This window comes from Rhodoligotrophos sp. CJ14 (assembly GCF_038811545.1).
Taxonomy (GTDB): domain Bacteria; phylum Pseudomonadota; class Alphaproteobacteria; order Rhizobiales; family Im1; genus Rhodoligotrophos; species Rhodoligotrophos ferricapiens.
Map to the genome: position 1 here is coordinate 3908759 of NZ_CP133319.1, position 25851 is coordinate 3934609.

The window sequence follows — 25851 nt, forward strand, 5'->3', positions numbered from 1 at the left end:
AACAAGACCGGGGCCTGGGCCGGGTGAGGCATTCATGACGGCATTCCCTCAGCATTTGCAGCTTCTGGAAGCGGAATCGATCCACATCATGCGCGAGGTCGCCGCTGCCTTTGAAAGGCCGGTGATGCTGTACTCGATCGGCAAGGATTCATCCGTCCTCCTGCATTTGGCGCGCAAGGCGTTCTACCCCTCGAAAATTCCATTCCCGCTCCTCCACATCGACACGACGTGGAAGTTCCGGGATATGATCACCTTTCGCGACGAGACGGCTGAGCGTCACGGCCTCAACCTCCTCGTGCACACCAATCATGAGGCGGTTGCAGCGGGCGTGAGCCCCATCACACATTCTTCCGTCATCTATAACGACCTGATGAAGACCAAGGCGCTCAGGGACGCATTGGCTGCCGGTCGCTTCGATGCCGCCATTGGCGGGGCACGTCGCGACGAGGAGAAAAGCCGCGCCAAGGAGCGTGTGTTTTCCTTGCGGTCCGCCTCCCAGCGCTGGGATCCCAAGTCGCAGCGCCCCGAGCTGTGGCGGCTGTTCAACACCCGCCTCGCCCCTGGCGAGAGCATGCGGGTGTTCCCGCTGTCCAATTGGACCGAACGCGATATCTGGCACTACATTTACCGGGAAGAGATCCCGATCGTGCCGCTCTATCTCGCAAAGCCTCGCCCTGTGGTGCGCCGGCAGGGCGCATGGATCATGGTGGATGACGATCGCTTGCCGCTGGAGCCGGGCGAGGTGCCGGAAATGCGCTGGATCCGCTTTCGCTCGCTCGGCTGCTATCCCCTATCCGGCGCCATTGAATCAAGGGCTGCCACATTGCCGGAGATGCTGCTGGAAATGCAGACGAGCCGCGTATCCGAGCGCCAAGGCCGCCTCATCGACACCGATCAGGTCGGCTCCATGGAGAAGAAGAAGCAGGAGGGCTATTTCTGATGATGAAGGTCCTGACTGCACCGGAAAATGCAGAAGAGCTCCTGGCGCGGGTTCTAGCCGCCGAAGACCAAAAGGGTCTTCTGCGCTTCATCACCTGCGGCAGTGTGGATGACGGCAAGTCCACGCTGATCGGCCGGCTATTATATGACGCTGAGCTTGTGCTCGAGGATCATCTCGCGACGCTCGCCAATGAGAGCGTCAATCGCGCCGTCACCGAGGACGGCTTCGATTTCTCGCTCTTGGTCGATGGCCTTCAGGCTGAGCGCGAGCAGGGCATCACCATAGATGTCGCTTACCGGTTCTTTGCCACGGACAAGCGCAAATTCATCGTGGCCGATACGCCGGGCCACGAACAATATACCCGCAACATGGTGACCGGCGCGTCGAACGCGGAGCTCGCGGTCATTCTGGTGGATGCCCGAAAGGGCATGCTGACCCAGACCCGGCGCCATGCCTATATCTGCGCCCTGCTGGGCATTCGCGACGTCGTGGTCGCCGTCAACAAGATGGATCTGGTCGGCTATTCCGCCGAAGTCTTCACCACCATCGAGGACGAGTTCTTGGCCTTTGCGCGCTCCGTAGGCCTCCCCAATGTGCGGCTGATCCCGGTCTCGGCGCTGAAGGGCGATAATATTGCACGGCAATCGCGTGAGATGGCCTGGTACGATGGCCCCACGCTTCTCGAACATCTCGAGACGGTCACTGTGGATGACGAGCGCAAGCGCGCCGCAACCCAGCCCCTGCGCTTTCCTGTTCAGTGGGTGAACCGGCCAGATCTCGATTTCCGCGGCTTTTCCGGAACCATCGCTTCGGGCCTTCTCCATGTGGGTGACGCCGTCCGTGTGGCCCGCTCCGGACGCGAGAGCACGGTGAAGCGCATCGTTACCTTCGACGGCGATCTTGCAACCGCCAAGGCGGGCGACGCGGTCACCATAGAGCTGGCCGATCAGATCGACATTTCCCGCGGTGACATTCTGGTCCCGACCACTGCGGACGACGCAGCCGCACCGGCCGTCGCCGATCAGTTCCAGGCACATCTCGTCTGGATGGCGGAAGAAGAAATGATACGTGGTCGCTCTTATCTCGTGCAGATCGGCCATGACCGCGTGCCAGGCTCGATCACCGAACTGAAATATCGGGTCGATGTGAACACGCTCGATCGTGCGGCAGCGAAGACGCTTGCCCTGAATGGCGTCGGCGTGGCCAATCTGGCCGTTGATCGTGCTGTGGTCTTCGACCCCTATAATGTGAACCGCACGACCGGCTCCTTTATCCTGATCGACCGAATCACCGGCATGACCGTCGGTGCCGGTATGATTGATTTCCCGCTCAGGCGCGCCACCAACATTGCCTGGCAATCCTTCGATATCGACCGTGCGGCCCGTGCGGCCCAGAAGCGCCAGAGCCCGGCGATTCTCTGGTTCACCGGCCTTTCTGGCTCCGGTAAGTCGACCATTGCCAATGTGGTTGAGCGGCAGCTATTTGCGGAAGGCCGCCATCTCTACGTGTTGGATGGTGACAATGTGCGCCACGGTCTCAACAAGGATCTTGGCTTCACCGATGCCGACCGGGTCGAAAACATCAGGCGCGTCGCCGAAGTCGCCCGGCTGATGGCCGATGCGGGCCTCATGGTCCTGGTCTCTTTCATCTCGCCCTTCCGCCGCGAACGGCAGATGGCACGGGAGATCGCCGGCGATATTCCCTTCATTGAAGTCTATGTCGACACGCCTCTCGAGGTCTGCGAGGCCCGTGATCCAAAGGGCCTCTACGAGAAGGCGCGCGCCGGCGCGATTGCCAATTTCACCGGTATTGATTCGCCCTACGAGCCGCCCGAATCGCCTGAAATCGTGATTCACGGCGGCAGCGGCACCCCCGAGCACCATGCGCAAGCGGTGATTTCCTTCCTTGAGCGATTGCAGAAGGAAGGCTGAGCCTCGGTCCGAGACCTGGAGTGGTGGATCATTCGCGCGCGAGTGGTCCCCGAACCGGCATCCACTGTGCTCGAAAATGCTCTACAGGAACCGGACCGAATCACCTTCGAGAACCGCGCAGCTCAATCGGCCGGTGAGATAGGCTCCCGTATCCACATTGATTCGGTTCTTACGGTGCTGAGGCCGCTCCACAGGTGTGTGGCCATGCACCACGACCTTCCCGAAATCCATGTCGCTATAGAGGAATGCGTCTCGGATCCAGAGCATTTCTTCCTGCCGCTGGCGGTCGAGCGGAACGCCTGGCTTAACCCCCGCATGCACGAAGAAATACTGTCCGATACTCGCATAGACTGGCAGGTTCCGCAGGAATGCCACGTGGTGCGGCGGTAGTTTCGAGGTGAATTCCTCGGCCACCGCCTCGGCTTGCGACATATCACGCGTGCGGGTGACATCAACCGCATAGGAGGCCAGCGTTTCGAGGGCCCCGTTCTGGCGCCAGAACTCGAGCGAGCTGGGCGCCTCGAGAAACCCTAGGAGCAGTTGCTCATGATTGCCGCGGAGGCATAGGCGCTGCCAGCCGGGCAGCGGGGGAGTACTCAGCGCCTCGATGACGCCATAGGAGTTTGGTCCGCGATCAATATAGTCGCCCAGAAAGATCTCAACATGTTCTTCTGCTGGGTTCTGGCGGGCATCCTCGCGAATCCGCTCCCAGAGGTCCTCCAGTAAATGCAGGCATCCATGGATGTCGCCGATTGCGTAGATTCGCAAACCAGGCGGAAGCATTTCGGCCTGCTTCCGCTGTGGGCGTCCGAAGAGGCCCGCCAAAAGACCCGAAACCGAGGTCGATGTCATATTATTGTGGCCTTCGTCGATCCTATGCGTCGCGTCGGACAAGCCGCGCGAGCGCGACTCTGACCGCGTGAGATGTTCACCCGGCAGGGGCGCGCTGAGACTTTAAATCCCATCATATATCGCGATGGAATGGGCGCTAAGCAAGCAGGCAATAGGCTTGTGACAAACACGCCACAGTTCTGCCAAAAGGTGTGGTCTGGCCGCCCGGAGTAGGAATGCACGCTTGTGCGGCAGGAGCTCCTTCGCAATAGTGCAACAAATAAGTGGAGCTTTCCTATTCGAGAGAGATGGGGGAATTGCAATGAAGGTGAAACTAATCGGCCGTGCGTTGCTCGGGGGAGTGGCGCTGACCGTGCTGGGCGCTGGAGCGCACGCCGATGAGCTGAGCGATCTGAAGGCTCAGCTGGAGGCGCTCCAGGCTCAGGTAAATCAGCTTGAATCTCGTCCGGCCGCGCCGGCTCTGCCGGAAGGCGCCAGCTGGATCACGTTCAAGCGTGGAACGGAAGCGACGGCTGATTGGAACACTGCCCGTGCTGGCGATTACATTCCGACCAGCAGCGGCATGACCATTGCCATTACGCCGTCAGCGGATCTGCCGGCTCCGGTGCACGAGGTCACGATCTCTGGCTACGTCAAGGGCGACGTGATCTATGACTTCGATCAGGATCTCGGCGACTACTTCAGCTACACCGCGATCGATGATCAGAAAGATCAGGATCACATCCGCCTGCATGCCCGTCAGACCCGCTTCAGCATCAAGTCGAAGTCCGACACGGCAGTTGGCCAGATCCGCACCTTGATCGAAGGTGACTTCTTCTCGGGCGGCTCCTTCGGCAACACTGACTTCCGTATGCGCCATGCTTGGGGCGAGTGGGACATGACCCCGAACTGGACGTTCGGTGCTGGTCAGACCTGGACCAACTTCATGTCGCCCTTCACCGGCATCACCACGGTGGACTTCAACGGTGACGTCGGCCTGGTGGGCACCACCCGTAATGCGCAGGTCCGTCTGACCTGGCGTGATGGGCCGCAGCTCTTCGCGGTGTCGGCCGAAAATCCGCGTGATGGCGCGCTGCTTACGGCCTATGGCAATTCTTCCAGCGACATTCCGGACTTCACGGCACGCTGGCAGTACGAGATGCCTGGCGGTCACCAGTTCCTGATCTCCGGTGTGCTTCGTAACTACCACACCGACAGTGCCGTCGGCATCGACAGCCCGTTCAACAACTCGGAAAGCGAGCTCGGTTGGGGCGTCACCGGTGCTGTGAACATCAACCTGGCTGACATCGCCACCCTGACCACGCAGGTCATGTATGGTGATGGTATCGGTGCCTATATCTTCGGCGCGAACCGGGGTGCTTACTACGACGGCTTCGATATCCACACCATCGAGTCGCTGGGTCTCTTCGCTGGCTTGATCTTCAACGTCACCGACACGACCTCGCTGAACTTCGGTTGGGGCTACACCGACCAGAGCAAGAAGGACGTCCTCGCAGCCACTTACGCCACGGGCTTCGACGACCAGAACGTCGACGTCATGTCGGTTCACGCCAACATCATCTGGCAGCCTGTCCAGCAGCTCCGTCTGGGCTGGGAAGTTATGTGGGCCGAGCGTCAGCGCACCGTGTTCAACGGCGTCGACAACAACGGCGACGATATCTTCGGAACCGAGCGGAACGACGCCTGGCGCGCCCAGTTCGGTGCCTGGTTCTTCTTCTAAGAACCGAGAACACCACCAAAAACAGAGAAAGCCGGCCCATGGGCCGGCTTTCTTGCTTTAGACCGCAGCGCAGCTCCAAACAATAATGCTGATCCCGCGGAACCAGCTTTGTTGCCGTGAGTTTTGGGTGCTGATGACGCGGGTCAGCGTCCAATTCCTGTTAGCTGAACGTCAACTGGAATCCGAATTTCGGGGTTTAACTCTAGGAACAGGCCATGCTCGAATGGTACGAGCGAGCGGAATGGCAAGACTGGTGCCGTTCTCGCTCCTCAGTCGATCACCTCGAGCGTCACGCGGGCAACGCCCGCTTGGGTCATACCGAGAGCCCGCGCCGCTCCACGCGAGACGTCGATGATCCGCCGTTTGGCAAAGGGGCCGCGATCATTGATGCGGACAACCACGGAACGTCCGGACTTTCTGTGCGTGACGCGAACCTTGGTGCCGAACGGCAGCGTCCTGTGAGCTGCGGTCAGAGCATTCGGATTGAAACGCTCGCCATTGGCCGTATAGCGGCCGTAGGAATAATATGAAGCCATACCTTCCAGGCGCGAGGAAGCTTCTGTGCGTTCGGCGCCACTCATAACGATCACGGCAGACGCAGCCGCGGCGAGAAGAGCAAGGTTGACCCTGCTCATACGAAGTCCTTCGAATTCATCGAGAATGTTTCCCCTGATGTCAGTCCCCCGGCGCAGCTCCCACAAGAGCGCCGCGGCAGCCCAATTCCAGGTGCCGACCTTTGTGAACAGGGTAGATGGGGCCATAATATGGCGGTATGGCCATTGGCGACCTTGCTCTGCCGCCCGGCCATCAGGATCGCGCGGCTTCTGACGCATTGAGGAGACAGCCCGGCGCATGTGGAGATATGTGCTCATCAACCGGGCTGCGGGGACCGTGCTCACCCTTGGCGAAGCGCGGATCCGTGAGCTTCTTGCCGATATGATCGCCTCCGCCCCGGGCCGTCCGGAGCTCTTGTTCATCGACTGCGCTGAGCTGGAACGGATCCTTCAACAGGTGAAGCAATCAGGCGAAGACGATGTTGTCATCGTAGGTGGAGGCGATGGCACCGCATCGACAGCGGCAGGCATTCTCGCGGGATCACGGACGACCCTTGGGGTTCTCCCCCTTGGCACCATGAACCTGCTGTGCCGGGCAAGCGGCATCCCGCTCGACATCACCGCCGCGGCCTCCGCATTGCTGACCGGCAGATCAGAGCCCATAGACCTCGGCTCGGTGAACGGACGTGTCTTCGTGCACCATGTCTCGCTCGGGCTGCACCCGAAGCTCGTTTCTCTGCGGAATGCGCGCGGATATCGGTCTCGTGTCGAGAAAATGTGGGCATCGCTGCTCAGCTGGTTTCAGGTTGTTCGCCAGCCACCCACCATCTCGGTTCAGGTGGTGGCGGGGCAGGGGCGCCGGCGGCTGCGCATGCGCACACCGGCATTGATCGTGACCAACAACCGCTTTCGCCGCGAGGTCGGCAGCTTGCCGCAGCCCGAGCGGCTCGATGGCGGCACGCTCGAGCTACATCTTGCCAAGTCCGACCGGACGCTCGACGTGATCAACATGTCGTTAGCAGCTTTGACTGGCCGGTGGGATGATGCGGCGCTATTCGAGACGATTGAGAGCGCCGACTGCAAAGTCACCCTTTACCGGCGGCGGGTCCCGGCCTCGGTCGATGGGGAACTGCTTGATCTTTCAACGCCACTCATGTTTAGAAGCATGCCTGGGGCGCTGCAGCTTTTACGGCCGCCGCCATCGAGCTGAGTTGCAGCAAAGACCCGGTTTGCAACATTGCTATGGCTCATGCATTGAACCAGACCGCTGTCGACACTACCCTTCTGATCGGGCGGTGACCTTTTCAGTAACGGTGTATTCGGGGTAGGAATGAATTTTCAGGAGCGATGGCCTCAGCCTTCCAGCTTGAAACAGGCGCTTCTTGCTCGTCTTACCTTGGGAATTGGCGTTCCGGAGGACGAGGCGACTTTGCGCGACTGGTTCCAGGCGACGGCCCTGACCGTGCGCGAGTTGCTGACTGCACGCTGGCATGAGACCAATCGGCAGATCCGCGAGACCGGAATTAAGCAGGTCTCCTATCTCTCCATGGAATTTCTGCTCGGCCGCGGCCTCCAGAATGGGCTGATGGCTCTGGGAATCCTGGACGAGTGCCGCGAGGCTCTTGCGGAATGCGGCGTCAAACTGGAAGACTTGGCTGAGCTCGAAGTCACCCCCGCTCTGGGAAATGGTGGCCTTGGCCGTCTTGCGGCCTGTTTTCTGGATTCCATGGCCTCGCTGGGCTTGCCCAGTATCGGCTATGGCATCCGCTATGAATTCGGCATGTTCCGGCAGGAAGTGCTGGATGGCTGGCAGATCGAGCGCCCTGATGATTGGCTGGCCGACAGCAATCCTTGGGAGCTCATGCGGCCCGAGCGGCAATATCTCGTGCGGTTTGGCGGCAGGGTCGCCGAGGAAGGTGGGCGCCTGCGCTGGGTCGATGGCGAGGCCGTTCACGCCATAGCCTATGATACGCTCGTGCCCGGCCATGGTCATTATGCCGTGAACACGCTGAGGCTTTGGGGTGCGCGCGCAGTTCACCCCATGGACCTCGCCACCTTCAATCGCGGTGCGTTCATGGAGGCCTTATCCCCAAGGCTGCGCGCCCGCACCGTCGTGCGTGTGCTTTATCCCGATGACAGCACCGTGGAGGGCCGGGAGCTCAGGCTTCGGCAGGAGCATTTCTTTGTCTCCGCCTCCATTCAGGACACGCTGCGCCGGTTCCTCGATGAACATGACGATTGGTCGTTGCTGCCTGAGAAGGTGTCGATCCACCTCAATGACACCCATCCGGCGCTGGCCCCGGCCGAGCTGATGCGGCTGCTCGTCGATGATTATGAGCTGGACTGGGAGCAAGCCTGGGCCCTCGCGACCAAGGTACTCTCCTATACGAACCACACCCTCATGCCGGAGGCGCTGGAGATCTGGCCCTGCGATATGATGGCAAGGCTCCTGCCGCGCCATTTGCAGATCATCGAGGAGATCAACCGGCGCTTCGGCCAGGAATTGCATGCTCGCTTTGGCGGCAGCCGCCCGGAACTCTTCAGCCAGGTGGCCGTGGTGGAGGGCGGCGATCATCCACGCGTCAATATGGGCAGGTTATCCGTCCTGGCAAGCCATAAGGTCAATGGCGTCTCTCAGCTTCACAGCCGGTTGGTCCGCGAGCGTCTGTTCCCGCAATTCGCCGAGCTTTATCCCGAGCGGTTCGAGAATGTCACCAATGGGATCGCGCCGCGCCTGTGGCTCAATCTGGCCAATCCCTCGCTCGCTCAGCTGATTGATGAAACCATAGGACAAAACTGGCGGCGCGATCTGACCCGGCTCGCCGACCTTAGGCCCCAGGCTGAAAATGACGAATTCTGCCGCCGCTTGGCGGCCATCAAATTCGCGAACAAGCAGCGCCTCGCCGCGTTGATCGAGCATCGCCTCGGCATTGCCGTCGATCCCACCGCCATGTTCGACGTGCAGGTGAAGCGGATCCACGAATATAAACGTCAGCTGCTCAACCTGCTTGGGGTTGTCGCGCGCTGGAACGCCATGCGGGCGACGCCTGACCAGGATTGGCCCGCGCGGGTGGTGATCATGGCAGGCAAGGCCGCCTCGGCTTATCACATGGCCAAGCTGATCGTGAAACTGGCCCATGACATCGGTCACCACATCAACAACGATCCGGTGACCAGCGACAGGCTGAAGCTTGTCTTCCTGCCCGACTATAATGTCTCGCTTGCGGAATATATCATTCCCGCGGCTGATCTCTCCCAGCAGATCTCCCTCGCTGGCACGGAGGCCTCGGGCACAGGCAACATGAAGCTGGCCCTCAACGGAGCGCTCACTCTCGGCACGGCCGATGGCGCCAATGTGGAAATCGCCGAGGAGGTTGGCCCCGACGATATCTTCATTTTTGGCATGAGCGTTGATGAGGTGGCGGCTCTAAACCAGTCCGGCACCTATTCCTCGCGCGAGATTTACCGCAACAACCACCAGCTGCAGGAAGTGATCGATCAGCTCGGCGCAGGCCAGTTCTCCTCGGACCCGGCCCGCTTCTGGCCCATCGTGGACTCCCTTCTGGATGGCAATGATCATTTCCGCCTGCTCGCCGATTTCGATTCCTACTGGCAGGCCCAGCGGCGGGTTGATGCTGCCTGGCGTGACCAGGCGTCATGGATGAGAAAATCGGTCCGTAACATCGCCGGGGCTGGTCGCTTCTCCAGCGACCGTTCCATTTCGGATTACGCCTCACGGATCTGGAACGCACAGTACCTGCCGGCTTAGAGATTACATTCAGCCGTTAGATAATTGCATCAGAGCAATTGCGCTTCTTATCCCTGGTGATAGTTTGCAATTCCCACAAGGGGGGAAACCGCACCACGGAGGAGGGGGCAATGTTGCGTAAACCAACGGGGCTGGCATTGGCGATAGCGATGGCAGCGAGCGCTGTGAGTGTGCCAGCGCCAGTGAGGGCGAGCGATGCCGGCGATGTGATTGCGGGAATCGCGATCGGTGCGGGCGTCGTGGCACTTGGGGCGGCGGCTGCATCTTCAGCCCAGCGTTACTATAAAGATCCCTATTACGACTATAACCAGGGGCTCTCGCCCGAAGGCAATGCGGTTGCGGCATGCTCTCACAAGACTTGGCGCACCCTCAGCCGCGATGGTGCCAACAAGGTGATCATTAGAAAGGTGAAGGACACCCGGCCGCTTGGAAAGGGCGAATGGCGCGTCAAACTGCGCGTCGAAGCCCGCTATTCCCGGCGTGACCGCGATGTATTCGACGTGGTCTGCCGCGTCCTCCACGATCGCGTGGTGAAGTTCCGCTATGCCTGAGGCTGTTCTCGCATAGCTGCCAAAACCACAATCTGAGCATCATGAGGTTTACCCCGGGCGGTAATCGTCTCATAAAGAGGCACCGCCGCGCCGGAGCATGATGTTCAGAGCGGCGGCTGTCCGATTTGGTCGGTATTTCCCTTTCGGGAACTCAGGCCGAAGCTGCAGCCGCCATGCGGCGGAATGAGATATCTCGTGCCCGCCGATCTGAGCAAGTTCCTGCAATCGAAGCTGTTCCGCGTGCTGGCGACCATAGCGGTCGCCGCTGCGGGCGGTAGCCTTTTTGCCTTCTTCAACCTGCCGGCCCCGTGGCTTGCAGGTGCCATGGTGGCAACCATGGTCCTGTGCCTCAGCGGCTTCCGGGGCGAGGTGCCCAAGCTCGCAAGCCCCGCTGTATTCGTCCTCCTCGGCCTCTCCATCGGCTCCAGCGTCGATTGGGAGACACTGTCTCTGATGCGCAGCTGGCCAACGAGCCTTGCCATTTTGGCCGTAACCATGATTGCGGTGACCTTTGCCCTGCAGGCCTATTATCGCCGCGCCTATGGTTGGGATGATCGGACCAGCTTCTTTGCGGCGGTACCCGGCGCTTTATCGAGCGTGGTCATCTTCGCGGTCGAATATCGGGCAGATGTCCTGCGCGTCACTGTCGTGCAATGTATCCGTCTTGCTTTCCTGGTTGCCTTTCTGCCGCTCGTGATCACCTGGCTTGCGGTTCCCAGCGGTGCGGCCATGGAGATGCCTAAGGCCACTCATTCCCTTCAAGACCTGATCATCGTTATTGCGGCCGGTGCGTTGGGCGCCTGGCTGTTTCAGCGACTGCGGATGCCGGCGGGGATCCTGCTGGGTGCCGCCGCCGCCAATATCGCCCTGCATCTTGGCGGGATTGTCGAAGGCGGATTGCCGCCCTGGCTGCTCGAACCCGCTTATGTGGTGCTTGGCGCCGTGATCGGCGCGCGCTTCTCGGGCATGACCCTTGGCATGGTTCGTCAATCGGCTGGCGCGGGAATCAAAGGCTGCCTGCTCGCATCCGTGATTGGTGTGATCGGCGCTACCACGACCTCCTGGGTCACCGGCTTGCCCTATCCCGAGACCCTGCTGGCCTTTGCCCCTGGCGGATTGGATGCCATGTCGATCATGGCTTTTGCCCTTGGGCTTGATCCCGCCTATGTGGCGGCCCATCAGGTGTTCAGGTTCCTGATGATGACCCTGGCTATGCCGCTGGTTTCCCTGTGGCTGGGATCGCCCGAGCGATCGAGGGCCAAATCTCCCGCAGCGGACGAAAGCGGCTCGTGATCTACCCTTAGGCCCTTGGCGCCGCGAGCTTATGCGCCCGAAGCCGTATCGAGCACGCGGGTGCGGCCGATTTTTTCCCGGGCCAATATGCGGGCCTCGCCCTTCTCGAAGATGATGCCGAGCTGCCCTCGTTTGATGCCCAGCGCCACCTCGCCGAATATGGTCCGGCGCCAGCCATGCATGGCTGGGATATCCGCATTGTCGTCAGCCGCAATCGCATCGAGATCGCTGCTCGAAGCGATCAGCTTCGGAGCGACGCCTTGCGATTGAGCGACCACCTTGAGTGCGAGCCGCAGAATATCGCCGAGCGCACCGCTGCTTTCCCGGGCTGGAACCTCGTCCGGGCGCGGGATGGATTTGAGATCGGCCGCACGGCCCCGTTCGACTGCCGCAAGCACCGCGGCTCCCATACGGCTGTCGGCAAACCCGCGCGGCACCGCGCGGAACGAGCGTAAATCCTCGATCGACTTCGGCGCGTGCTGGGCGATTTCCGCAAGCGCATCGTCCTTGAGAATGCGGCTGCGTGGAACGTTCCGCTCCTGCGCCTCCCGCTCGCGCCAGGCGGCAACCTCCATGAAAATGGCGAGGGTCCGCTTGTCTCTGGCGCGAAACTTCATGCGCCGCCACGCATCCTCGGGCTCAGTGCGATAAGTCGATTCTGAGGTGAGAATCGCCATTTCCTCGTCCAGCCAGCTCTCGCGGCCGGACGCATCCAGCTTCTTTTTCAGCTTTTTGTAGACGGTGCGCAAATGGGTGACATCGGCCAGCGCATATTCGAGCTGTTTGGTCGAAAGCGGCCGGCGGCTCCAATCGGTGAAGCGGGAACTCTTGTCGATGGTCGCTCCGGCAAGCTTCCGCACGATGTTCTCATAGCCCACCTGCTCGCCGAAGCCGCAGACCATGGCTGCGACCTGCGTATCGAAAATCGGCTTCGGCACCACGCGCGCGAGATAGACGATGATCTCGATGTCTTGACGTGCCGCGTGAAACACCTTGAGCACGCGTTCGTTACGCATCAATTCGAAGAAGGGCGCAAGATCGAGGCCCTGCGCCAGCGGATCGATAATGACAGCGCGTTTGGCTCCCGCCGCCTGAATGAGACAGAGTTGCGGCCAGAAGGTGGTCTCGCGCATGAACTCTGTATCGACGGTGATGAAGTCATCCGTCGCGAATTCGTCGCAAACGGCCTTGAGCTGGTCTGATGTGGTGATGAGTTCCATGGACTTATCTAAGATGCGGCGAGTCTCCGCCCCATTCAAGCACTTTGGCGCTATACACAAGCTTCTGACCTACGCGTAAGCCTGGCCTCTTGCCTTGACAAAGCCCGGGCACCATGCGCTTTTCCGCGAGCAAATGGACCAGTTCGCGGGCGAGGCTCAAGAGCCTGCGAAAGAAGCTTCGGACGGGCAGCTCATGCACTTATATCGGACTCATACCTGTGGAGCGCTGCGCGAGAGCGATATCGGCGCGCAAACCCGCCTTTCCGGCTGGGTGCATCGGGTGCGCGACCATGGCGGGCTGCTCTTCATTGACCTGCGCGATCACTATGGGATCACCCAGATCGTGGCCGATCCGGATTCGCCCGCATTCGCCCAGGCGGAACGGCTTCGGGCCGAATGGGTGGTCCGCATCGATGGCACTGTGCGCGAGCGTCCGGGCGATACCAAGAATGCGGCCATTGCCACTGGCCAGGTCGAGGTTTTTGCAACCGCGATCGAGGTTCTGTCGTCCGCCGAGGATCTGCCGCTGCCCGTCTTTGGCGATGCCGAATACCCGGAAGAGACCCGGCTCAAATACCGCTTCCTCGACCTTCGCCGCGAACGCATCCATCGCAACATCGTCAAGCGCAGCCAGATCATTTCCTGGATAAGGCGGCGCATGACCGATATCGGCTTCACTGAGTTCCAGACGCCGATCCTGACCGCATCGAGCCCCGAGGGCGCCCGCGACTTCCTGGTCCCCTCGCGTTTGCATCCTGGCAAGTTCTACGCGCTGCCCCAGGCGCCCCAGCAGTTCAAGCAGCTGCTGATGATCGCCGGCTTCGATCGCTATTTCCAGATCGCTCCCTGCTTTCGTGACGAGGATGCCCGTGCCGACCGGTCCCCGGGCGAGTTCTACCAGCTCGATCTCGAGATGAGCTTCGTCACCCAGGAGGATGTGTTTCAGGCCGTCGAGCCGGTCCTGCGCGATCTCTTCGCGGAATTCGGTGGCGGACGTCCCGTCACCCAGGCTTTCCCGCGCATCCCCTATGCGGAAGCCATGCGCAAATATGGATCCGACAAGCCCGATCTCCGCAATCCCATCACCATGGAAGCCGTCACCGACCAGTTCGCCGGCTCGGGCTTTAAGGTCTTCGCCAACATGATAGCCAGCGACCCGACCGTCGAGGTCTGGGCAATCCCGGCCAAGGGTGGTGGCAGCCGCGCATTCTGCGACCGGATGAACGCCTGGGCACAAGGCGAGGGCCAGCCGGGGCTCGGCTACATCTTCTGGCGCGAGGGCGAGGAAGGTGGCGCAGGCCCGATCGCCAAGAACATCGGCCCTGAGCGTGCGGAAGCCATCCGTGGCAAGCTTGGTCTTGGCGTCGGCGACGCCGCCTTCTTCGTGGCGGGCAAGCCCAAGCTGTTCGCGAGCTTTGCATCCGCCGCGCGCAACAAGATCGGCCGTGAGCTGAACCTGGTCGATTTGGACCGGTTTGCCTTCTGCTGGATCGTTGATTTCCCGATGTTCGAGTGGAACGAGGAGGAGCAGAAGGTCGACTTCTCTCACAACCCCTTCTCCATGCCTCAGGGCGAGCTGGAGGCGCTCAACACCCAGGATCCGCTCACCATCAAGGCCTTCCAGTATGATGTTGTGTGCAACGGTATCGAGCTCTCTTCGGGCGCGATCCGGAACCATAAGCCGGAGATCATGCGGAAAGCCTTCGAGATTGCCGGCTATGATCAGAGCGTGCTTGAGCAGAAATTCGGCGGCATGCTGCGCGCTTTGCAGTATGGCGCACCGCCCCATGGTGGAATCGCACCCGGCATCGACCGCATGGTCATGTTGCTCTGTGGTGAGGAGAACTTGCGCGAGGTCGTTGCCTTCCCCATGAACCAGAAGGGCGAAGACCTGTTGATGGGCGCGCCCTCCGACGTCACCGCCAAGCAGCTTCGGGAGCTTCACATCAGGCTCAATCTTCCGCGCGAACAGGGCAGCTGAGGGGGAGTGCCACACCTCTCCCGGTCCTGTTGACCTATCGATTTCGACACGCAATGATTGCGTCTATCGGAAGGGACGCGCATGATCATATCTCACGTCGTGAGTGAGTGGCGGGACCAGCTTGCGGCCTCGTTGAATGACATGCGCGCTTTCAACAAGCGCATGAAACGCAGGTTTCGCAACAGCGCCGGCGGCACGGCACTTCGCGTTGCGAGTCGGCGCCTTGCCATTCGCCGCGCGGCAGCCGAGCTGAGCCCCATCAGAACCTTGCCCGCCATTGCTGCCGACGCGGTAACCGTTGTGGCCTGCATGCGCGATGAGGCGCTTCGCTTGCCGGATTTCCTCCGTCACTACCGCGGCCTTGGGGCGGCTCGCTTCATCCTGATCGACAATGGTTCGAAGGACGCCAGCCGCGATATTGCTCTTGAGGCCGCGGATGTCGAGCTGCTTCGGGCCGATGGCAGTTATGCCGGCTCGATGTTCGGCATGGATTGGGTCATGGCCGCCATAGGGCGCTCAGGGTTTGGACGCTGGTATGTCGTGGCGGATATCGACGAGCTGCTGGTCTATGATGGCTGTGAGCAGCACACGCTTGCCGAGCTCGCAAATTGGTTGAGGAGCCATGGACGCCTGGCCCTGCCAGCCATGATGCTGGACATGTACGGGCCCTTGCCGATCGCCAAGACGCATCTTTTGCCAGGCGCTTCGATGATCGATGCTTGCCCCTTCTTTGACACCGACTATTCGGCTGATGAAACCGAAGGTCAGAGCCCAGATGCCCGGCAGCGGTTTATCTACTATCGCGGCGGGCCGCGCCTGCGGACCTTTTCCACACCGGACCGACCCTTTCAAGGCAAGCTCGCGAAAACGCCCTTCATGCGCTGGGACGCGAATGCCCTTTATCTTGATCCGCACATTGCCTTTCCCTATGAGCGCAACTTTCTCCCCACGCGCGGCTGTCTCCTGCACTTCAAGTTTATCGAAGACTTCCATCAGCGTGCGCTCGCCGCGATTGACCATGGCGAGCACTGGAACGGATCGCTGGAATATCGCCGGTATCGCGAAGTGATAGAGCAAGATCCGGAGCTCACCCTGTTCCATCACGGCTCCGGCCGCTATCGCGGCTCCCGGAGTCTCGTTGATGCCGGCTTGATGCCGGCCGTTGCCTGGGACGCACGGTCGACCGGCTGATGACCTGCGCGGCGACCCGATGCATAAGCATTGTCGCGAAGGTGAGCTTCCGACCGCCCGCTTGAGCCGGTCCTCCCAGAACAGGGTGTGCTTGGCGGCTCAAAATCGGAAATTGACGTGGACAGCGCCATAAGCTTCCGGTTCGCGAAGCTCGATATCCATCTGTCCGCCAGCCTCCGCACCGAGATAGGTGGCTTCGGCCCCCCATCGGCTCAGGTCAAGCCCGCTGAGAAACAGGCCGGCGCGGCCGTAATTGTAATCTCTGCCCCCGAAAGCCGCGAGATCGGCACCGGCCTCGAGCCCCGAAGGCCACCGGTAGCGGGGCCTGAATTGCGCCCAGTACTCCTCAACGCCCGTGACATAGCTGCCGTTGAACCCCATCCCCCATCCGCCCAGGGGCGATCCTATCGCTCCATCGGCCGCCACCTTGAGATCGTAATGATCCCCGGCCAGAGGTGAGCGTGGATCATCGGGCGAAAGGCTGTAACGGCGGTAGGAGGCGCCGATGAACAGCGCAAGCCGCCCCAATTCCGAGCCGACCTGATAGCCGCTCTCGATCTCGAGCGCATAGGCCTGCGCATTGATGATGACACCCTTGATGGGTGGCGCCACCACATTGGGATCGATGAGGTCCGTCTTGTAGTCGAACGCAAATGTTTTCGCCCAGCCACGAATGATCGGGCCTGTCTCGTCGAATGTGCCGAAGGGAAGGGCGATGACCCCTTGATAGGCGAACAGCCCCGTATTGCTCGCCCCCGCGCCGCTCAGCGCATAATATTCGCCCGCCTCTGCAACAATCGATGCTTCAAGCAAGAAACTGACGGCCACCGAAATTGCGGCCTTCTTCTGCAGAAGTTCTGTTGCAAGCAAATATAGAGCAGCAGGCGTAGACAGTCTTGCCACGTCACGATCTCCGGTGCTGCAATGTGTGTCGGGTGGCAGTTTTTGCGAAAAATTGAGTAAAATTCTACATGTTATTTTAAGCATTGCGCTGAAGTCGAACTGCGTGTGGAAAAGAAAGATCCGACTCCAGATCTTGACTTATGTCAGAGTACTGACATTCTGTATCTGGAGGTGTTGTTTGGCGGCCTGACCTGTCCGACGGGAAGATGAGGTCTTCCGGGGAGACATCGGCAGTGGGAGGTTCGCCCGCCAATATGTTCCGATCTCCCCCCTTTGACCGATGTGCGGAAGGGCGGATTTGGACTTTTGGCCGGTCGGTCGGGCTCATCGCCGGCACGGCGCCATGACTCGCCAACAGCCTGCTCCGGGTGTTAGATGGCGTTGCCGTTTCCCGGGTGGGACGAGTGGAGCGTGACCAATGAGGGGGATTGATCCGGCGCGGCCCGGAGACCGTCTGGATACAGCAATACGCCACGCGCGGCTGGCGCAGGCTGACCATTTGAACGCGATCTTCGACATACGCGATGCTAAGCATCTGCGTCTGGCGACGCTTCAGGCGGAGCTGGCTGAAATCGCAGCGGGATCCGAGCCTGCGGCGGCCTTGTTCGATCTTGCGCTCACTCAAGGCGAGCCGCCCCGCCTCTGGGTGGACGCCACCAGCTATGTCGTGATGGATCCCGACCCCCGCACCTATCGCTTCCTGCGGGAGGGCCAGGACACCCGGGAGGTTCTGCTTGAGACCCGCGACCGCGCCGAAATCATCGAGCAGATCACACAATATATGGCGCACAGAATCGTTGAGCGCGAGCGCCAGCTCGTGCCCCGCCCCGAACCTGTCATAAACATTAAGGGATATAATGCCCTAACCCTGGCTGCCGCTTGGTTCGGTGGCCTGATTTTCGGGGTCATCCTGCTGCTCACGGCCGGCCTTATCCTTGGTTTTCTGCGGCTTTGAGCAGTTATGCAGGAACGCGTTCCGCACCTTAGCGAAATCGTAACATTCTGAAACACCTTTTGATTTGGTGAAGAATCTGCTCCTTGGTACCTATTGCATGGCCCACGAGCGGGGGGTCCTTAACAGTCCATTACGCCTTTTCGAGCAATTGTTCGGAAACCTGTTCGGACGTGTGAGTGTCGGTAAGTCCGGCGTGTTTGCTGCACGTTCGTAACAGGGAGCGGGGCAAGACGAGACGGGAAGTGAGGTACCGGAGAGCGCCTGCTCTTCGGTGGAAAGCGAGCGGGAAAACGTGCTGAAAATTGCCGAGCATGCGACTGTCGACGGGGGAAATGTGGCTGACGGGAACGGTGTATCGGAACTCCGTGACCTGCTGAAGCCGACACCGCGGTCGAATCATGATCTGCCTCAGCGGCAGGGCGATTTCGCAACGCTGACAGCGGCGCTCGACTATGCCGCCCGTGGCATCACCGGGTTCAACTTCTATTCGCCGCGCGGCCGTCTTGAGCTGGCCATGCCTTACGCTGCTCTGCGCGAGCGTGCTCGGATGACAGCCCGGCGGTTGGTCTCGCTTGGCCTGTCCCGTGGCGACCGGGTGGCCGTGGTGGCAGAGACTGGCCCGGAATTCATGGAGCTGTTCTTCGGTTGCCAATATGCAGGGCTTATTCCCTGCCCAATGCCCTACACCATGTATATTGGCGGCCGTGACGCTTATGTGGAGCGCGTGGCGGGCATGCTTCGCGCCGCCTCGGCATCCGTGGCGGTGGGGCCCGCCGAGCTGCGGGAATTCCTGGCTGCAGCGGCGGAAAAGAGCGGCACTGGCCTCGTGCTCACGCATGCGGAGCTTGCCTCTCTTCCCGCATCCGATGCGGAGCTGCGTCCGTTCGAGGCGCACGAGGATGCCTATATCCAATATTCATCGGGCTCGACCTCCGATCCCAAGGGCGTGCTGATCAGCCAGGCCGCGATCTGCGCCAATGGCCGCACCACCCTCGTGAATGGCATGAAGATCAGGCCGTCCGATCGGGCTTTCTGCTGGCTGCCGCTTTACCACGACATGGGCCTGGTCGGCTTTTGCCTGACACCGCTGATGGGCCAGGTGACGGTCGATTATCTCGCGACCCCGTCCTTTGCCCGTCGGCCGGCTCTCTGGCTGCAGCTCATGTCGGAGAACCGCTGCACCATCGCCTTCAGCCCGAGCTTCGGCTACGACCTTGCGGCGCGCCGCATCAATGGGCAGGCCGATGAGCTTGATCTGTCGAGTTGGCGGATTGCCGGTATCGGCGGTGATATGGTCCGGCCGGATGTCTTGGAGTTCTTCGCAACCAAGCTGAGGGTCGCGGGCTTTGATGCGCACGCCTTCATGCCCTGCTACGGCATGGCCGAGACGACCCTCGCCATTGCCATATCCGAAGTCGATGACCCGATCCTGGTCGATACGATCGACGTTGCTCATTACGAGCAGTCGCGCCGGGCTGTGCCGGCTGCAGCCCTTGCGGGAGATGACCGCCAGAGCCGCAGCTTCGTGGCCTGCGGCCGGCCGCTGCCCGGCTACCAGGTCGAGCTGCGTGACGAATTCGGATGCGTCCTTGCCGAGCGCGAGATTGGCCATATCTGGGTTCGCGGCGACAGCCTGATGAGCGGCTATTTCCGCAATTCTGCCGCCACGGCTGCCGTGATGGATGAGGCTGGCTGGCTTTCCACCGGTGATATGGGCTATTGGCTGAATGGCCAGATTGTCATCACCGGCCGCAGCAAGGATCTGATCCTGCATAACGGCCGCAACATCTGGCCGCAGGATATCGAATGGGCCGTCGAGCAGATCAATGGTCTGCGGGGCGATGATGTCGCGGCCTTCGCCGTGGAAGGCGTGAACGGTGAGGATGAGATCGTCGTCTTGGTTCAGTGCCGCCTCCATGATGCGGAGGGCCGCGAGGATCTGCGCCGCCGCGCCGAGGCGGTTGCCCGGCAGGTTGCGGGCACCGAGTGCACCATCGTCCTCGTCGCACCGCGCAGCCTGCCTTTCACATCGTCGGGCAAGTTGTCTCGCGCCGGTGCCAAGCGCAAATATCTGTCTGGCGAGCTGTTCGACGTGACGAAGATCGCAGCGAAAGCCGATGCCGTGGACGAGGATCAGGCGCACGCGATCGCCGCAGAATAGACTTCATTCCGGAGCATAGGGCATCTCGCCGGAGGCGTGAGCACCGGTTTCGGGGAAATCCGGATGCTCGAGCAGAGACACACCACAGCGACAGATCGAGGACAGGGCATCGAGCAGCCGCTGCGGCCTTTGACCCTCGCTGTCACCGGTGGCAGTGGCTTCGTGGGCGGGCATCTCATTCCCCATCTGCTTGAGCGGGGTCATTCTTTACGGCTTCTGATCCGCAATCCGGGGCGTATGGTCCTTCCCCGCGCGCAGCAAGGCACTGGTGAGCTCAACGTCATACAAGGCGACCTCGGCGATCCCCGATCTCTGCGCGAGCTGTGCGATGGTGCCGACCTGGTCGTGCACTGTGCCGGCCTTCTGGCGGCCCGCCATCGCAGCGCTTTTGCGACCGTCAATATCGAGGGGACCGCTCGGCTGGTTGACGCGGCGATCGTCTCTGGCGTGCGACGCATGATCCTTTTGTCATCCCTTGCCGCACGTGAGCCGGCCTTGTCGGATTATGCCTGGAGCAAGCGGGGCGGGGAGGAGGCCTTGGCATCCGCAGGCAGTTCTTTGTCCTGGGTGGTGTTGCGACCCCCGGCCGTCTATGGTCCGGGCGATCGGGCGACCTTGCCCCTGGTGGAGCAGCTCGCGCGCCGTCATTCGATGATCCCTGCCTGTCGGACGGGTAGAGTGTCTTTGATCCATGTCCGTGATGTGGTCTCGGCCATCTCTCACGTGATTGGCAACACCGCGGTTGACCGCGAGGTCTGCGAGATCGACGACGGCAAGCCCGGTGGCTATGACTGGCAGGAGCTGAAGCGGGCGACGGGGCAGGGGAATGGGCGCTGCATCTTCCTTCCACGCATGGTCATGGCGGCAGCAGCGGCGGCCAGCATGCTCTGGTCGCGCCTGTCCGGCAAGCCGCCCATGCTGAGCCCGGGCAAGGTCGCCGAGCTTTATCACCCGGATTGGGTGTGCAGGACCAATCGCTTGTCGGATCTGACCGGCTGGCATCCGCAAGTGCCCTTCACCCAAGGCTTTGCCGAGACGTTGGATTGGTATCATCAGGCCGGCTGGTTGTCCGCAGCCCCCGCCTAGGCTAGAAGGCAGCGCGTGAAGCGAGCGGGTTGCGTCATGGAGGTAGCAGTAATGGGCGAGACGAAAGAGCAGATCTTCGAAGAGCTCTGCCAGCTGATCGCACCTTTCAACACCAAGGGCGTGGCCATAACGCCGGAGACCGACATCGCGACCGATCTCAACATCGACTCGGTCGCTGTCATGGATTTCGTGATGGAAATCGAGGATCGCTTCGACATCGACATTCCCCTGAACCTTCTGGCTGAGATCCGCACCATGGCGGAGCTTGCCAATGTCGTTCAGCAGCGCCTCGGCCAGGGACAGTGAGCATGGTAGATCTGTTCGACAAATACCGCGACATTGCCGGCCGGCACGCGCAAATGATGGCAGCGACCGGCGGCAGGGATGCCGTCGGTCTGCCCATGGAGCGGATGCTCTCGCCGACCCGCGCCATCATCGCCGGACGCGAGACCATCCTGGCCGGCACCAACAATTACATGGGCATCACCTTCGATGCCGATTGCATCGAGGCGGGCAAGCAGGCGCTGGAGGATTTTGGCACCGGCACCACCGGCTCGCGCATCGCCAATGGCACCTATTCCATTCATCGTGAGCTGGAAGACGAGCTTGCCCGGTTCCTCAATCGCAAGCATTGCATCGCCTTCACCACCGGCTACCAGGCCAATCTCGGCATGATCGCGGGGCTTGCCGGTCCCAACGACACGGTGTTCCTCGATGCCGACAGCCATTCCTCGATTTACGATGGCTGTACGCTGTCGGGCGCGCGGCTGGTCCGCTTCCGGCACAATGATGCCGAGGATCTCGACCGCCGGCTGACGCGGCTTGCCAATTCCGGCGAGGAAAGAGGTGGCCGCCTGGTCGTGCTCGAAGGCATCTACTCCATGCTCGGCGATCGTGCGCCACTCGAGGAATTCGTCGAGGTGAAGCGCCGCCATGGCTTTGCTCTCATGGTCGATGAGGCCCATTCCTTTGGCGTGCTCGGCGAGAACGGCCGTGGCCTCCAGGAAGAGGCCGGCCTTGAGAGCGAGGTCGATTTCGTGGTCGGCACCTTCTCGAAGAGCGTGGGCGCGATTGGCGGCTTTGGGGCAGGCGATCACCCCATGTTCGACGTGATCCGCTATGCCTCGCGTCCCTATATGTTTACCGCCTCATCCTCCCCCTCGAGCGTTGCCACCGCCACGGCGGCGGTCCGCAAGCTCAGGGCAGAACCTGAGCGGCGGGCCCGACTGCGCCGCAACTCCGCGCGGCTGCACCAAGGTTTCAGCGAGCTGGGGCTTGAGCTGGGTTGCGCCGTGCCAAGCCCGGTCATCGCGGTGCGCGGGCCTGATGAGCCCTCGACCATCGCCATGTGGCATGCGCTGCTGCAGGCGGGCGTATATGTGAACATCGCCCTGCCGCCGGGAACCCCGGGCAAGGTCTGCCTGCTCAGATGCTCCGTCTCGGCCGCTCACACCGATGAGGATATCGACCGCATCATCGCCCTGTTCCGTGAGGTGGTTGCTGAGCCGCGTCTTGCGGCAGCAGATGCCTGACTAGCGGAAGCCGCCTCGCTTATAGAGCCGTGGCATCAGGGTGATGGCAGCGATCAGCGGGTGTCGGCGCTGCCAGTCTGTAAGCTCGACCTTCACCTTCGAATGGCGCTCGATCTTCCAGGCGAGATAGTCGGCGCCGCCTTGGAAGGTGAAGGCGGCCTTGATCAGCCGCAGCGCCGCAAGAACCTTGCCGCGCCGCCGCCGGTGGGCCCAGCTCCGCGCGATTGAGCCCGGTGACCTGTCCCTGTCCGTACCATGGGCTGGCAATGCTCCCGCGGTCGCCCGGTACCAGTCCGCATCGGCTGCAACGATGGAATTGCCCCGGTCGACGCTCTCGGAACGCAACTCGGTCTGATAGGTCTCGCGCAGCACGGCTTGCCACAGCTTCAGCGGATCCTGGCTTTGATTACCGCCCGCAAGCCGCCTTGCCTCGCCCAGCATGGTGGCAACCGCCTGCGCGATCGCTGTGATGACCCGCTGACGCGTAATGTCGTCCCTGATCCACACGAGGGCGCTCGGCTGTGCAAACCGCGCCCAGAAATAGGGATTATCCGTCGAAGGCGCGACCCAAGCCTCGAACAGATCAATCGGCATGACCGCATATTTGGCCCGGAACCGTTCCGCACCCATATCCGCCTCGAGATAATAGACATTCGGCGGCAGCAGCCTGCACCCGAGCCGGCTGAGGGGATTGCGGCTGACCGCGGCGGTTGTCTCCGTCAGCACATAGAGATCCGCCAGCGTTTCTCGCGGATCGATGCCGCGCAGGCATGATCCATAGGCGAGCACCGCAACAACCCCCGGCGAATGTCGCGCCCGGGCAGCCTCCGCCAACCCCTCTATAGGTGCCGGCACTTGTCGTTGCAGCCGGTCTGCAACGAGCCTCAACAGGCGCTGACGATCGGTTGACTGCACGCGAGCCCCGCCTAACCGCAGAGATAATCGAGCGCGATGCCGGTCTCGATCCGTAATGGCTCATCGGCTGGCGCATCGAAGAACTCACCATCGATGAGCACCAGGCCGGAATGATCAACCTCGATCAGGTCGGCGCAGAAGCTGACGCAACCTGCCGGCGCGATCATCTCCTCCCACGCATACATCAGCGGCACGATACTGCGGATCAGCGGGGGCGGGGGATAACAGATGCTCGTCGCCCTGAGTGGTGCGCCAGCCCCGCCCCAGAACGGCCGCGAGCGCAGCACGAGCTTGCTCAAGGTCGTCACCAGCAGCAGCAGCTGGTCGCCCGAGGTCTTCAGCCTGCCATCGGCGAATACGTCCATCGGATAAGCACGGTCGATGCGGGTCACATCATCGGGCGCGGGTGTTGAGAACAGGAATTTGCCGACCGAGCGCATGAGCGTCATGGCGGGGGCAATCTGTCCGCCAATACCGCGCCGGTTGAGCTGCGTCTGTGTCTGCCGGGCAGCCTCGGCGAGCGCGCCCACTCCGAGAAACATGCCATGCTGGGGGCCTCGCCCGGCGGGATTGACCACCCTGAGCGTATGCCGGCGCTTGACATCCGTGGAGCGGGCCAGCCGGTCGGGCGTACCCATGATTTCGGCGATCTCGGCGATTTTGCGGATGCGGAAGCCCACATCATCCGCATTCATGTTGGTGGTGCCATGCGGAAGGAGCGCAAGGCGGGGTGGGCGCGCAAACGGAGAGGCCTCGCCCAGCAGCGTCTGGACGGCCTGCACGGTTCCATCGCCTGAGCTGATGAACAGAGTGTCGACGCCAGCACCAGCGAGATCTTTCAGCACGTCGGGGAGGCTCGCGAACTGCTCGAGAATGCGGGTCTCGACATGACGGTATCCCGCCACCTGATGCGCCAGCGCCAATCCCTTGCCCGAACGGCGGGCCGAGGCGGGATTGACGATGAGCCCAATCGTCATGGCGCTGTGACCGGCTTTCGCATCCAGGAGACGAGCGGCCCGCTCCGGCGGGCTACGGTGAGCGCTTGTGCCAGTTGCACCCCATGCAGCACGAGGCAGATGATCGTCCAGGCGGCAACCGTGACAAGGCCGATATCGGGCCGGCCTGCGATCACCGAGCCGGTGAGGATCACCAGATTGGGGTTGCGCCGTGCCGTAATCTGACGGAACAGCGTGTCGATCGGCCGCCAGATATGGATCTCAAGGCCCAGTGCCTTGATGGCAATGCCCTCCATGACCCGCTGCAGGACATAGCCGCCGAAGATCAGCACCAGCGTCCACATGAGCATGGGGGATGGTAAGGCAAGACCCGCCGCGCCAAGGCCCAAGCCCCACGCGATATACCAGAACGGCGGATGCACGAGGTCGATCCCGTGGTCGAAGACATCCCCCCATTTGCTGGAGGTGAGTGTCACCCGCGCGAGCTTGCCATCGACCGTATCGAGAAAAGTCATGAGCCACGCGGCCACCAGCCCCGCCGCGAACGCCCCTTTGAGGAACAGGAGGAAAGCGACCACCACCATGGCAGCGCCGATGGTGGTCACCATATTGGGCGTAATCCCCACGGGTGCGATCCACCGGGTGACCCAATAGGCGGGCACCGGCCAGAGATGCTTGGTGACGACATCCGTCGCCCCCTTATAGGTGCCCATGAAGATGCGCCATTCGACAGCGCGGACATTGGTGCTATCGATGGTGAGCGCATAGGGAACCTCGCGCTTGCGCAACGCCGACCAGAAGGTGACCTCCAGTTCCCCAGGGGAGCCATGGCGCATGCCGGCGGGCAGCGGCGGCTGAGTGCTCGCGGTGGTGAGAGCTGTCTGAACGAGGCGAATATTCTGGACCCCGCCGGTCACATGCGCGGCCACCGGCGTTGCACCCTGTCTGTCTCGGGTCAGAATGAAATCTGGATGCTCGGCAAGATACTGAACCAGCGGCTGGTCGATCGCCGCATCGCCCCTCACCAGGATGACCGGCCCCGAATGGTTGGCCGCCTCGTGCTCGCTGATCACTTGGGTAACGCCCACCCGCGCAAACTGGCGAACGAGCCGTTGAGCGGGTGACAGGCCGAACAAGGTGACATTGCTCGCGCCCATAATGCACAAGACCGGCCGCTTTCGACCCTGCTCGGCGCGCCGATCGATCCCCTCAGCCTGGCTGCCGCGGGCAGATGATGACGGTCGGATCTGACCCTGGCGCGACGGGCGTGCTGATGGACTCATGCCGGATGCTGCATTACTCAATGTGGCGGATTGCTTTCCATACAACTCTTCGCGGCCG

General features: G+C 61.6%; 21 protein-coding genes. 14 read left to right on the forward strand and 7 right to left on the reverse strand.

From position 1 onward, the window contains the following. Positions 1-34: 34 nt before the first annotated feature. Complete coding sequence (gene cysD, locus RCF49_RS18205) at positions 35-940, forward strand: sulfate adenylyltransferase subunit CysD (protein WP_342641204.1); 906 nt, start codon at positions 35-37, stop codon at positions 938-940. 2 nt (positions 941-942) lie between these two features. Next, a complete protein-coding gene (gene cysN, locus RCF49_RS18210; RefSeq protein ID WP_432807413.1) occupies positions 943-2871 on the forward strand; it encodes a sulfate adenylyltransferase subunit CysN in 1929 nt (642 codons plus the stop codon). An 81-nt stretch (positions 2872-2952) separates the two neighbouring features. Here cysN and RCF49_RS18215 read toward each other — a convergent pair whose 3' ends face one another. Then, entirely contained in the window at positions 2953-3654 is a 702-nt protein-coding gene (locus RCF49_RS18215; RefSeq protein ID WP_342641206.1) for a metallophosphoesterase family protein, read from the reverse strand. A gap of 370 nt (positions 3655-4024) precedes the next feature. Between RCF49_RS18215 and RCF49_RS18220 the strand changes: the two genes are divergently transcribed. After that, positions 4025-5443 (forward strand): DcaP family trimeric outer membrane transporter, encoded by a 1419-nt coding sequence (locus RCF49_RS18220; RefSeq protein ID WP_342641207.1) that lies wholly within the window; start codon positions 4025-4027, stop codon positions 5441-5443. 269 nt (positions 5444-5712) lie between these two features. On the opposite strand, the gene RCF49_RS18225 is transcribed toward RCF49_RS18220, so the two are convergent. Next, positions 5713-6024: a septal ring lytic transglycosylase RlpA family protein gene (locus RCF49_RS18225; RefSeq protein WP_342644234.1), complete on the reverse strand. Its 312-nt coding sequence runs from the start codon at positions 6022-6024 to the stop codon at positions 5713-5715. A 271-nt stretch (positions 6025-6295) separates the two neighbouring features. Here RCF49_RS18225 and RCF49_RS18230 point away from each other — a divergent pair, with 271 nt between their 5' ends. The 4 genes from RCF49_RS18230 to RCF49_RS18245 all read left to right on the forward strand — a co-directional run bounded on the left by RCF49_RS18230 (position 6296) and on the right by RCF49_RS18245 (position 11610). Further along, the gene (locus tag RCF49_RS18230; RefSeq protein ID WP_342641208.1) at positions 6296-7207 is read left to right on the forward strand and encodes a diacylglycerol/lipid kinase family protein; all 912 of its coding nucleotides are present in this window, start codon (positions 6296-6298) and stop codon (positions 7205-7207) included. Between the two features lie 156 nt (positions 7208-7363). After that, complete coding sequence (locus tag RCF49_RS18235) at positions 7364-9766, forward strand: glycogen/starch/alpha-glucan phosphorylase (protein ID WP_342641209.1); 2403 nt, start codon at positions 7364-7366, stop codon at positions 9764-9766. A 110-nt stretch (positions 9767-9876) separates the two neighbouring features. Next, a complete protein-coding gene (locus RCF49_RS18240) occupies positions 9877-10317 on the forward strand; it encodes a hypothetical protein (protein ID WP_342641210.1) in 441 nt (146 codons plus the stop codon). 195 nt (positions 10318-10512) lie between these two features. Next, the gene (locus tag RCF49_RS18245; RefSeq protein ID WP_342641211.1) at positions 10513-11610 is read left to right on the forward strand and encodes an AbrB family transcriptional regulator; all 1098 of its coding nucleotides are present in this window, start codon (positions 10513-10515) and stop codon (positions 11608-11610) included. A gap of 29 nt (positions 11611-11639) precedes the next feature. Here the strand turns inward: RCF49_RS18245 and rnd are convergent, their stop codons facing one another. Beyond that, complete coding sequence (rnd, locus tag RCF49_RS18250; RefSeq protein WP_342641212.1) at positions 11640-12830, reverse strand: ribonuclease D; 1191 nt, start codon at positions 12828-12830, stop codon at positions 11640-11642. Between the two features lie 193 nt (positions 12831-13023). Here rnd and aspS point away from each other — a divergent pair, with 193 nt between their 5' ends. After that, positions 13024-14811, forward strand: coding sequence for an aspartate--tRNA ligase (gene aspS / locus RCF49_RS18255; protein WP_342641213.1), 1788 nt, complete (start codon positions 13024-13026; stop codon positions 14809-14811). Positions 14812-14892: 81 nt separating this feature from the next. Beyond that, positions 14893-16002, forward strand: coding sequence for a glycosyltransferase family 2 protein (locus RCF49_RS18260; protein WP_342641214.1), 1110 nt, complete (start codon positions 14893-14895; stop codon positions 16000-16002). Between the two features lie 99 nt (positions 16003-16101). Here RCF49_RS18260 and bcsS read toward each other — a convergent pair whose 3' ends face one another. Continuing rightward, positions 16102-16905: a cellulose biosynthesis protein BcsS gene (gene bcsS, locus RCF49_RS18265; RefSeq protein ID WP_342641215.1), complete on the reverse strand. Its 804-nt coding sequence runs from the start codon at positions 16903-16905 to the stop codon at positions 16102-16104. 418 nt (positions 16906-17323) lie between these two features. Between bcsS and RCF49_RS18270 the strand changes: the two genes are divergently transcribed. The 5 genes from RCF49_RS18270 (at position 17324) to spt (ending at position 22639) form a co-directional block, all read left to right on the forward strand. After that, positions 17324-17860 carry a hypothetical protein gene (locus RCF49_RS18270; protein ID WP_342641216.1) on the forward strand — a complete coding sequence of 179 codons (537 nt, stop codon included), beginning with the start codon at positions 17324-17326 and terminating at the stop codon, positions 17858-17860. Positions 17861-18131: 271 nt separating this feature from the next. Beyond that, complete coding sequence (locus tag RCF49_RS18275; protein WP_342641217.1) at positions 18132-20021, forward strand: fatty acyl-AMP ligase; 1890 nt, start codon at positions 18132-18134, stop codon at positions 20019-20021. Between the two features lie 63 nt (positions 20022-20084). After that, a complete protein-coding gene (locus RCF49_RS18280) occupies positions 20085-21107 on the forward strand; it encodes an NAD-dependent epimerase/dehydratase family protein (RefSeq protein WP_342641218.1) in 1023 nt (340 codons plus the stop codon). 51 nt (positions 21108-21158) lie between these two features. Beyond that, complete coding sequence (locus RCF49_RS18285) at positions 21159-21413, forward strand: acyl carrier protein (protein WP_342641219.1); 255 nt, start codon at positions 21159-21161, stop codon at positions 21411-21413. Between the two features lie 2 nt (positions 21414-21415). Next, on the forward strand, positions 21416-22639 hold the full coding sequence (gene spt, locus RCF49_RS18290; protein WP_342641220.1) for a serine palmitoyltransferase: 1224 nt from the start codon (positions 21416-21418) through the stop codon (positions 22637-22639). Here spt and RCF49_RS18295 read toward each other — a convergent pair whose 3' ends face one another. The 3 genes from RCF49_RS18295 to RCF49_RS18305 are packed head-to-tail and all read right to left on the reverse strand — an operon-like array spanning position 22640 to position 25793. Continuing rightward, positions 22640-23554 carry a hypothetical protein gene (locus tag RCF49_RS18295; protein ID WP_342641221.1) on the reverse strand — a complete coding sequence of 305 codons (915 nt, stop codon included), beginning with the start codon at positions 23552-23554 and terminating at the stop codon, positions 22640-22642. Positions 23555-23565: 11 nt separating this feature from the next. Beyond that, positions 23566-24531, reverse strand: coding sequence for a diacylglycerol kinase family protein (locus RCF49_RS18300; protein WP_342641222.1), 966 nt, complete (start codon positions 24529-24531; stop codon positions 23566-23568). Continuing rightward, the gene (locus tag RCF49_RS18305) at positions 24528-25793 is read right to left on the reverse strand and encodes a CDP-alcohol phosphatidyltransferase family protein (RefSeq protein ID WP_342641223.1); all 1266 of its coding nucleotides are present in this window, start codon (positions 25791-25793) and stop codon (positions 24528-24530) included. The genes RCF49_RS18300 and RCF49_RS18305 overlap by 4 nt, the downstream gene beginning before the upstream one ends. Positions 25794-25851: the final 58 nt, after the last annotated feature.